General features: G+C 66.6%; 7 protein-coding genes. 6 read left to right on the forward strand and 1 reads right to left on the reverse strand.

Annotated elements, in window-relative coordinates:
- Nucleotides 1-194 precede the first annotated feature (194 nt).
- The 6 genes from E1261_RS41795 (at nt 195) to E1261_RS41820 (ending at nt 4,112) form a co-directional block, all read left to right on the forward strand.
- Entirely contained in the window at nt 195-1,106 is a 912-nt protein-coding gene (locus tag E1261_RS41795) for an SPFH domain-containing protein (protein WP_132415345.1), read from the forward strand.
- Between the two features lie 9 nt (nt 1,107-1,115).
- Entirely contained in the window at nt 1,116-1,328 is a 213-nt protein-coding gene (locus tag E1261_RS41800) for a type II toxin-antitoxin system antitoxin (protein WP_132415347.1), read from the forward strand.
- Nucleotides 1,321-2,001 carry a GOLPH3/VPS74 family protein gene (locus tag E1261_RS41805; RefSeq protein ID WP_165952831.1) on the forward strand — a complete coding sequence of 227 codons (681 nt, stop codon included), beginning with the start codon at nt 1,321-1,323 and terminating at the stop codon, nt 1,999-2,001. Before E1261_RS41800 ends, E1261_RS41805 begins: the two co-directional genes overlap by 8 nt.
- 70 nt (nt 2,002-2,071) lie before the next feature.
- Nucleotides 2,072-2,431, forward strand: coding sequence for a GntR family transcriptional regulator (locus E1261_RS41810; RefSeq protein ID WP_132415351.1), 360 nt, complete (start codon nt 2,072-2,074; stop codon nt 2,429-2,431).
- On the forward strand, nt 2,431-3,345 hold the full coding sequence (locus E1261_RS41815; protein WP_132415353.1) for an ATP-binding cassette domain-containing protein: 915 nt from the start codon (nt 2,431-2,433) through the stop codon (nt 3,343-3,345). Before E1261_RS41810 ends, E1261_RS41815 begins: the two co-directional genes overlap by 1 nt.
- Nucleotides 3,342-4,112 carry a hypothetical protein gene (locus tag E1261_RS41820; protein ID WP_132415355.1) on the forward strand — a complete coding sequence of 257 codons (771 nt, stop codon included), beginning with the start codon at nt 3,342-3,344 and terminating at the stop codon, nt 4,110-4,112. Before E1261_RS41815 ends, E1261_RS41820 begins: the two co-directional genes overlap by 4 nt.
- 357 nt (nt 4,113-4,469) lie before the next feature.
- Here E1261_RS41820 and E1261_RS41825 read toward each other — a convergent pair.
- The coding region (locus tag E1261_RS41825) for a glucosidase family protein (protein WP_238176782.1) at nt 4,470-6,967 on the reverse strand (2,498 nt) is incomplete at its 5' end.

The following is a 6,967-nucleotide window of genomic DNA, read 5'->3' on the forward strand; positions in this document are numbered from 1 at the left end:
ACCGTGCCCCGCCACCGAACCTTCGGAATTTGAGGGGCTATCCGTTCAAGTCGCCCCTTCTCCCCTCAAATACTGAGGGGAGAACCAGCACATTGGGCAGAGATCCCCTCGTTTCCGGGAGGTTCGCCCCGGAGAACCATCTTGTAAATGTGATATCACTTTGCTACCTTCTAGCCATACGAGAGGAGTGGGTGATGGTTGAGGTCGAGGGTGTTGTGGAGATGCCGAAGCCGAAGGTGGCCGAGCGGGTGGCTGCTGAGGTGAACGGGTGGCCGATGGCGGGTGCCTCGTTCGTGCTGGTGGTTGGCGGCGGCGTGCTGTTCAGCGTCGGCGCGGCGAACGGGTCTGGCGTGGCGGTCGTGCTCGGGGTGGTCGCGTTCGTGGCCGGCGCGATTCTGGCTGCCGGGCTGACGCCGGTGCAGCCGGGGCGGGCGCGAGTGTTGCAGATCCTCGGCCGGTACGCCGGGACGCTCCGCACCGACGGACTGCGGTGGGTGAATCCGATCGCCACCCGGCGCGAGGTCTCGACCCGGATCCGGAACCACGAGACGGCCGTTGCCAAGGTCAACGATGCGGACGGCAATCCGATCGAGATCGCGGCCGTGGTGGTCTGGCAGGTCGAGGACACCGCGCAGGCGATGTTCGAGGTGGACGATTTCGTCGAGTTCGTGGCGATCCAGACCGAGACCGCGGTTCGCCACATCGCGAACAGCTACCCGTACGACGTGCACACCGATGAGGGTGGACTGTCGTTGCGCGACAGCACCGACGAGATCACCGAGACCCTGTCGACCGAGATCGGGGCGCGGGTCCAGGCGGCCGGTGTTCATGTCATCGAGTCGCGCATCACGCACCTCGCCTACGCACCGGAGATTGCCCAGGCGATGTTGCGTCGGCAGCAGGCCGGTGCGGTCGTCGCGGCGCGGCAGCGGATCGTGGAGGGTGCGGTCGGCATGGTGGAGCTGGCGCTGGATCGGCTGTCGGAGCACAACGTGGTCGAGCTCGACGAGGAGCGCAAGGCGGCCATGGTCAGCAACCTGCTCGTCGTGCTGTGTGGTGACCGCGATGCGCAGCCTGTGGTCAACACCGGTTCGCTCTACCAGTGAGCGGCCGTCATGGCTGCCGAACGTAAGAAGATCCTGCTCCGGCTGGATCCCGCGGTGCACGACGCGCTGGCCCGGTGGGCCGCCGACGACCTGCGCAGCGCCAATGCCCAGATCGAGTATCTGCTCCGGCGAGCGCTGGCCGATGCCGGCCGGCTCCCGTCCGGCGTCGGCAAGATCCGGCGGCCCGGCCGCCCAGCCAAGGAGGACGGCAATGATGAGTAGGACGTTACCCAAACGGCCGGCGCGCGTCGGACCCGCCGCACCACCGGAGACATTGCCGGCGCGAATCTTCTTACTGGCTTACGATCCCGCGAAGGGGCGCCTGGCCAACCGATCGACGCTCGGCAAGACACTCAGGGCCGCCGCGCTGATCGATCTCCAGCTCCGCGGAAACCTTGCCGATGACAACGGTCGGGCCCATCTGACCAAGGCGGCGCCGCCGAGGGATGAGGTGCTGGCCGGCCTCCTCACCGAGATCCGTACGTCGAATCCGCGCAAATGGCGGACGTGGATCGACCGGCGGCAGAGCGCGATCGTTCGCGACACCCGTGCTGAGCTCGAACGCGCCCAGCTGATCAAGGTCGAATCGCACCGGTTCCTCGGCCTGATCCCGACGCAGCGCATCACCCTGCGCCAACCGCTGGTACGACGTCAGTTGCTCCAGCGGACGACCGACGTACTGCGCCCGGCGCGACTCGTCACCCGGATCGACCTGCGCGATGCGGCGCTCGCCGTACTGGCGTCGACTTCGGATCTGCGCACGGTGATCCCCAAGGAGCTGCGCAATCGGCACAAGGATCGCCTGGCCCAGCTGGCGATTCGGATCGGCCCGGTCGCGCCGGCACTGAAGAAGTCCATCCAGGCCAGCCATGCGGCTGCCAGTGGCGGCGGCTGACCCTGAGGTGCTATGGTTCGTTACTCAAGTAATGAACCTATGAACCGATGAACCCGGGAGGGAGGCCGTGGTGTTCGACGAACGCAGTCCGATCTACCTGCAGATCGCCGAGCAGATCAAGAACGACATCGTCACCGGCGCCCTCGCCGAGGACGAGCAGGTGATGTCCACGAACCAGTACGCCGCCTTCTACCGGATCAACCCCGCCACCGCGGCCAAGGGGTTCGCGCAACTGGTCGACGAGGGGGTGCTCTACAAGAAGCGCGGGATCGGGATGTTCGTCAGCCCGAATGCCCGCGACCTGTTGCGCACCGGGCGCCAGGACGGGTTCTTCGCCGACGTGGTGGATCCGATGATCCGTGAGGCCAAGGCCATCGGGGTGCCGCTGCGCGACGTCATTCAGCACATCCGCAAGTACGGAGACTCGTGATGACAGAGCACGCCCTCTCGGTGCACACCGAGAATCTGTCGGTCCGGTTCGCCGGCACACCGGCGCTCGACCGGCTGGACCTGCGACTCGCGCCGGGCAAGATCCACGGACTGCTCGGCCGCAACGGCTCCGGCAAGAGCACGCTGGCCGCGGTCCTGGCCGGGTTCCGGCAACCCGATGAGGGCGAGGTCCGGATCGAAGGCGCAGGAATCAGTACGCCGCTCGCGCCGTACGAGAATGCGGTGGTCACCAGCCGGATCTGCCTGATTCGCGAATCCGGTGACGTGGCCGACAGCCTGCAGGTCCGGCACGCGCTCCTCCTGGCCGAGAGTCTGCGCCCGTACTGGAACGCGGACCTGGCCGGTGAGCTGCTGGACCGGTTCGAGGTGCCGACCAACAAGCGGATGCAGAAACTCTCCCGCGGTAAGAAGTCGGCGCTGGGTGCCGTCCTCGGCCTGGCGAGCCGGGCCCCGCTGACGATCTTCGACGAGACCTACCTCGGTATGGACGTGCCGTCCCGCGCCGCGTTCTACGACGCGCTGATCACCGACTACGCCGAAGTGCCGCGGACGATCGTGCTGTCCACGCACCTGGTCAGTGAGGTGAGCACGCTGCTGGAGGACGTGGTCATCCTCGACAACGGCCGGCTCGTCACGCAGTCGCCGGTGGACGCGCTCCGCGGCCGGGGCGCATCGATCGTCGGTCCGGCCAAGGTGGTCGACGACTTCACCGCGGAGTTCACCGTCCTCGCCGAGGAGAGGCTCGGCGGTACGAAGTCCGCCACGGTTCTCGGCGATCTCGATCCGGCGCTGGTCGCACAAGCCGCGTCGGCCGGTCTGGAGATCGGGCCGGTCGGCCTGCAGGACCTCTTCGTGCATCTCACCGCCCCGGTATCGAAGGGAGCCCGCTCATGAGTTCTGCACTTGCTGACCAGACCGCGGCGTTGCCGCCCGGCATCACGAACGGCCTCCGGCTCCGTCGGGTGCTGACCGCCATGCAGGTCGGCTCGCGCCCGATGATGCTCGCCTACTGGGGCGCGATGCTGGTCGTGTTCATGGCCGCCGGTCTGATCGTCCAGTTCCTCACCGACGGCATCGGCAACAGCATCTGGGACTACGGCACCCAGTCGCCGAAATACTTCTCGATGGCAGTCGGCATCAGCCTCGTTCCGGCGTACATCAACGCGATGGTCGCGCAGGGCGTCACCCGGCGGATGTTCTCGGTTGCCGCGAGCATCTTCCTGACGGTGGCCGCGCTGCTGACCTCAGTGCTCTGGGTGGTCGGCTACCAGATCGAGCGCGTCGTCTACGACTGGCAGGGCTGGTCGCAGGCGATGGAGAACCAGCACCTCTTCACCAGTACGTCGCAGGTCGGGCTGATCTTCGCGGAGTTCGTGCTCCTGGTCGTCTCGCACGAGGCGACGGGGTGGTTGCTCGGGGTGACCTTCTACCGGCTCGGCTTCTGGCGCGGTCTGGCCATGATCCCGCTGTCGCTGGTCCCCGCGGCGGCAACCGAGTTCCTGCTCGTCGCCCAGTGGTTGGGCGGACCTTTGTCGGCTCTCGGCTATCAGCGCCCGCCCCTCGCGCTCGCCGTACCGGTAGTCGCCATCGTCACCGCCCTCGGTCTGTACGCCGGTCATCGCATCCTGCAACCGATGCCGCTGAAACCCGCGAAAGGCTGACTTATACACATGCCCTGTGCATAAGTCGGGTGCGTTCTGTGGATGATTGCGTGCTCACTGTGGACGACACGCGGGTAGTCGCGAGATCACCGGAACTGTTGTCTGGAAAGGGTTGTGCGACCCGGGGCAGCGGCGGTAGAAATGTCGACACGCTGTTCTCTCGAGGAGCGGCGGGTCGAACGGAAACCGAGGACCCAAGCGGTGGGGATCCCCACCGAGGTAGACCGGTGACGGGGTCTGCTGGTCCCACGGATCTGGCTCGGGAGGCTGGAGACGTCACCTTCCTTCAGCTGTTGGGCCCCTCCGACTCATACTCGGAGGGGCCCCACTTTTTGGGACCCCTCCGGTCTCGATAAGTCAGGCCAGCGTGATCCGCACGGCTGCCGAACTACGAGCTGTCACATGTATTTCGGTACCGCGCGTGGTCGTAACCACCGTGTACGGCGTCGCCCGGCCGTTGAGCGTTACATTGTTGAGCTTCGCGCCGACCGGAAGCACCGCCCCGACAGTGAACTCCGCCCTGAGGTTGCGAACTGTCAGATCGGTCCGCAACTCCTTACCTGTAAGGCGTGCCGCGACATCGATCGAGCCGCCACCCAGCCGAATGTTGCTCCCGGCCACCTTCGACTGACCTTCCGGAAGCTGCGGTACGACGGCCACCCGCCCCTGGCCGAGGTCCGGATCGACGCCGAGTTGCTGGTGGACGACCGGCCACAGGACGCCGTACGCGCCCCAGGCCTGCAGATTCATCGAGCGATCGTAGAACGGGCGGCCGATATTCGCCGCGGCGTCCGGTGATGGAGCGATCTCCGGCATCGCGCCCGGAGTCTCCCAGACCTTCGGATCGAGCTGGATCCGTGCGTTGCCAGTGGTGTACACCTGCTGCTGGCTCTTGCCGAGGCGACCGTAGTTGCCTTCCGCAACGGCCATGATCGAGGTGTTGAGCGAGAAGATGGCGCGCTCACTCTTCACCTTCGAGACGACCGGATCGCAGGATGGACCGGGGTTGCCGGCTGGGTCGGAGGTCGGGCCGGTGCCGGTGTGGAACAGGCCGAATTCACCTGTGTAGCAGGGCTTTTCGCGCTGCGTGAGAGCAGTTGCGGCGTGTTCAGGTGATGCGAGAGGCGAGGTCGGTTGACCGGGACGGACCAGCTCGGCTTCCATCGGGGTGACCCCGGTCCAGTGCCGCTGGAAGATCGGGGTGTTGTCGTTGGCCGGGTCGGAGGGGTCGTCGACAGAATCGGCGTACCCGAGAGCCTGCGGTACCCACCACTGCGCCTCGAAGCGAGACTCGAGATCGGTCGCACGGGCGGTTGCCCATTGCTGGATCTTGCGGTCGTGCCGGGACGCGGCCAGGTCGGCGAGATCGCGCAGACCGCGAGCGAGGTAGACGGTGCTGTCGAGTTTCTCCGCGCCCATGCCGGAGCGCTCGACGTTCGCGAGACCCTCGGGCCAACCGTCGCTGTCCTTGTCGAGTTCGCGGTAGACGTACTGCAGGTTGCGGACGCTGAAGTCGTAGAAGTCGTCGCGGAACCGGTCGTCGCCGGTCCAGCGCCAGAGCAGCGCCACGATGCTCGGGAACTTCACCGTCTCGTCGGTATTGCCCGCGCTCTGGTTGGAGCCGAAGTAGACATCGCCGGTCGGGACGATCTCGTGCGCCACCTTGCCGCTGCGCGCGTTCAGCAGGTCGCTGATATCCCGGAGCGCCTTGAGATGCGCCTTCACCGTGTCGAACTGGCCGGCCGCGACGGCGGCGTACGACGTGTATTCGCCGTCGGTCGCGAACAACCACGGATAGTCGGGGAAGCCGGCGCCGAACCAGCGCGCGGTGTCGATCGTGCCAACCGGTGCCGGGTAGTCCTTGCCTTCGTTGACGTCGCGGATCCGCAGGTTGCGAGCCTCCTGGACGGAGTCGGTCAGATTCTGCTTGCTCCACTCGACACTCTGCTGCAGCAGGCGGTCACCAGGTAGGTCCACTGCAGTCAGCTGATCGATCTGTTGGCGTGCAGCCGCCTTGGCCTGCAGCAGTTTGCCGGGGTTGCCGAGAGCCCGGTTGTACTCGCGCTGAGCCGCGGCCGGCCCGTCATCCGATCCCGCGACCGCGAACCAGATGGTCTGCTCGCGACCGGGTTTCAGTGCAACGTCGTACGTGAGTCGCCCGCCGGTACCTTTGCCCACCAACGAGTCATCGCACCGGGCCGGCGTCGTACCGTCGGCTGGGCAGATGACAGCCGGGTCCTGCGGGCCACGGTGGTTCGGGCCGAGGGCGTGGTTCGTCGGACGCAGGGACGATCCGACGTACGCCGCGTAGTCGCGGTCACGGAACTGGAGCGAACCGTTGCCATAAGCACCGGTATCCGGCAGGTTCGCGTCGGCCGCGCTCGGCGTCGTCCAGCCCCAGGGGTACGACGACATGAGTTCGGAGTGGGCGTCGACATCGAGGCTGACCGTTTTCGCCGTCGCCGAGGTCAACGTGAGTCCGACGAGCGTTGCGCGGAGACCGTCGGGCACGAAGTCGGTACGTCGTACCTGCACGGAACCGTCGTAGTCGATCCGGCTGTAGCCGTGGCCGCTCGTGTACTTCGCGGCCGTCACGTCCTTGCCGAGCCACTTCCCGTCCAGCCCGAACCACAAGCCGTCCAGGAGTTTGATCGGCTGGGTCCAGAAGCCACCCATCTCACCCCGGATGTGCCACCCGGTGGCCGGATAGAGGCCGGACTCGTCGCCCATCGCGTACGCCCGATCGCCGACCACCAGCGACCGCCGATCGGCCAAGCGGGTCGTCTCGGAAAGCTGCCCACTCGCGGAGGTGGACGTGGTGGAGGCGGCCGATGTGGTGGAGGAGGGGCCGGAGG

This window comes from Kribbella albertanoniae, from assembly GCF_004348455.1.
Lineage (GTDB): Bacteria > Actinomycetota > Actinomycetes > Propionibacteriales > Kribbellaceae > Kribbella > Kribbella albertanoniae.